The sequence below is a fragment of the Nocardioides sp. CPCC 206348 genome, assembly GCF_048654705.1.
Lineage (GTDB): Bacteria > Actinomycetota > Actinomycetes > Propionibacteriales > Nocardioidaceae > Nocardioides.
Genome location: NZ_JBMCZA010000215.1, coordinates 4,264 through 5,028, shown reverse-complemented (window position 1 = coordinate 5,028; position 765 = coordinate 4,264). Strand labels below are relative to the sequence as shown.

At 66.5% G+C, this 765-nt stretch carries 1 protein-coding gene; it reads left to right on the top strand.

What is annotated here, in order from left to right; translation table 11 throughout:
* Window positions 1-153 precede the first annotated feature (153 nt).
* The coding region (locus ACOADB_RS22815) for a hypothetical protein (protein WP_378604056.1) at window positions 154-765 on the top strand (612 nt) is incomplete at its 3' end.

Sequence of the window (765 nt, the reverse complement as noted above, 5' to 3'; positions counted from 1 at the left end):
CTACCTAATACTGACGGTCAACGTCAGCATAGATCGAATCAGGGCGAGGCGCTATGTGCCCTGCCCTACGGAGACCATATCCCGCAGAGGGGATGAAATCTGAACGGAAAGCGTCTAGGATATCTGGGTGTCCCCACGAAGGTTGGTCAGATCATGAACTCGCAGCTCGACCCCCGTACGCCCGTGATAACGGGCGTGGGCCAGGTGACCGCGTCGTATCCGGCCGCCGAACCGGCCATGCTGCTCGCCGAGGCGCTCCAGGTCGCAGCTGGTTCTCACGTCCTGGGCCAACTGGACTCGCTGGACGTCGTGGCGATCGGCACCCGGCCCTACACCAACCCCGGGTCCATCGCGGCTGCCGCACTCGGCCTGACGGTCCCGCGCCAGACCTACACGACACACGGCGGACAGTCGCCGCAGGTCCTCGTGAACCGCGCAGCATGGGACATCTGGTGCGGACGCAGGTCGGTCGTCGCCATCGGGGGCGCCGAGAGCTGGCGCACTCGCCGGCTCTTGCGTCGGGAGGGACGCGGCACCGGATGGACCGTCCAGGACTCTTCCGACCAGCCCGACGAGGTGGTGGGCAGCGAGCTGTCGATGGCCAGCGACATCGAGGCAGCTCTGGGCTTCGGAGATCCACTGGACGCCTACCCGATGCTTGAGTCCGCGCTCCGTTTCGAGTCCGGGCGCTCGCTGGATGACCACGCCCGCCTGGTGGCTGACCTCTGGGCAGGCTTCAGCGAGGTCGCTGCGTCCAACCCTCAC